The sequence below is a fragment of the Citrobacter sp. ANG330 genome, from assembly GCF_047467925.1.
GTDB classification, from domain to species: Bacteria; Pseudomonadota; Gammaproteobacteria; order Enterobacterales; family Enterobacteriaceae; genus Citrobacter_A; species Citrobacter_A amalonaticus_G.
In genome coordinates, this window is record NZ_JASJUI010000027.1 from 1 (window position 1) to 1,623 (window position 1,623).

Here is a 1,623-nt window from a genome sequence, read left to right on the forward strand (position 1 = left end):
GGGGCTGCCGCTGGCGCTGATTGACATTAACGGACGGGTTGCGTGGCGCGCAGAATTTGATGAATGGGGAAATATGCCGCGGGAAGATAACCCGCATAACCTGGAGCAGCTTATTCGTCTGCCGGGGCAGCAGTATGATAAAGAGACGGGGTTGTACTATAACCGGCACCGTTACTACGACCCGTTACAGGGAAGGTATGTCACTCAGGACCCGATAGGGTTGCGTGGGGGATTAAACCCTTATATGTATCCATTAAATCCGGTCACCAATATAGATCCGCTGGGGTTGGCTGAAACATCGGAGTCGTATGTCGTTAGTAGAGATCTGGCTGTGCTTGGAGACGAAGCCAGATCTCGCTGGAATCCTCTTACACATACTTTTACAGTAACAACTGATGGGCAAGGAAATATATTGCATACATATAGTTGGGGGAATGATGCAAATTTGAACGGATGGAATTTAGATCAATCTATCGATCTAAAAACAGCCAGAGAGGCATTGGATAATGGCTTAGCTCAACCCACTTTGGCACCAAGTTATTGTGTAGAGCAAGCGTATGCCGAATTAAATAAAAAAGAAAACGAACATATTAATTTATTCATTACGAGAAATTGTAAGCAGGAAACAAATAGGCTATTATTTAAAGCAATGGCTATTTGTACTAGTAATAAATGGGGAGCATCTCCATTCCCACCGAAACCTGGTATGTATGGATATTTCTATTAACTATGAAGAATTTTTTTGTGGTTTTATTGACAAGTATAACTATCAGTGTTGTAGTTGTAATTGTTTATGTCGTATCTATTTCTTTATGGGGTAAGGAGATGCATTTTGGCTATGTTAGATTATTCTTTATATTAAGTGTTATTGGTGGTGGAATATTTAGCGCCTATTTCATTCATATAAACAATGATGGCTTTTTTTACAGTATTCTTTACGGTGTCATTACTTCGTTAAGTATATTTTTCTTGATCGGATTTGCCATTGTAAATATATATGGTGCATAGCTTTGCAACGCAATAATAATAAAAGTCGGGAGAGAACAGGCTGTGGCAGCACGAAACCCGGCACGATTACAGCGACACTGGACTGCTGGACCGGATGATGCCAGACAGGCTTCACCCGGTGGAATGGCTCACTTACGGCTCTGACTATATTACCGGGCTGAAGCCCGGCGACATGCCGCTGGTCGATTTCACCCGCGACTGCTTGCACCGGGAGAAACAGCGAACCTCCGGCGCTTATAAGCAGAACACGCTCTACAGTGCCACCGGGCAGTTGCTGAGCCACACGTTCAGTGACCCGATGCTGAACCGGGAATACGGTTTTAACGACAACGGACAGCTTGTACACATCCGTGGCGTGCATCAGGAGGAAGACTACCGCTGTGAACAACAGGGCGCTGCACTGCTGGAAAGTCGTTACCTCTATGACCCGCTGGGTCGTCGGGTCAGTAAACGAGTGTGGAAAAACCGGCGGACATACGGAGAAATCACCGGTAACGAATACATTCAGCTCTTCCCCCGGAAGTGACCTGGTACGGCTGGGACGGCGAACGGCTGACCACCACCGAAACCACCACACAGCGCGTGCAGACGATTTACACACCGGGGAGTTTCACC

General features: G+C 46.3%; 1 protein-coding gene and 1 pseudogene. Both read left to right on the forward strand.

The genetic code is table 11. The annotated features are described in order from the left end of the window. Positions 1–289: pseudogene (locus QNN88_RS22765) on the forward strand (RHS repeat-associated core domain-containing protein); the annotation flags it as partial. An 816-nt stretch (positions 290–1,105) separates the two neighbouring features. Further along, the gene (locus tag QNN88_RS22770) at positions 1,106–1,534 is read left to right on the forward strand and encodes a hypothetical protein (RefSeq protein WP_414242141.1); all 429 of its coding nucleotides are present in this window, start codon (positions 1,106–1,108) and stop codon (positions 1,532–1,534) included. The last annotated feature ends 89 nt before the right edge of the window (positions 1,535–1,623 follow it).

Coding starts and splice junctions, on each gene's coding strand:
- QNN88_RS22770 (WP_414242141.1), top strand. CDS start 1,106: ATGCCAGACAGGCTTCACCCGGTGGAATGGCTCACTTACGGCTCTGAC.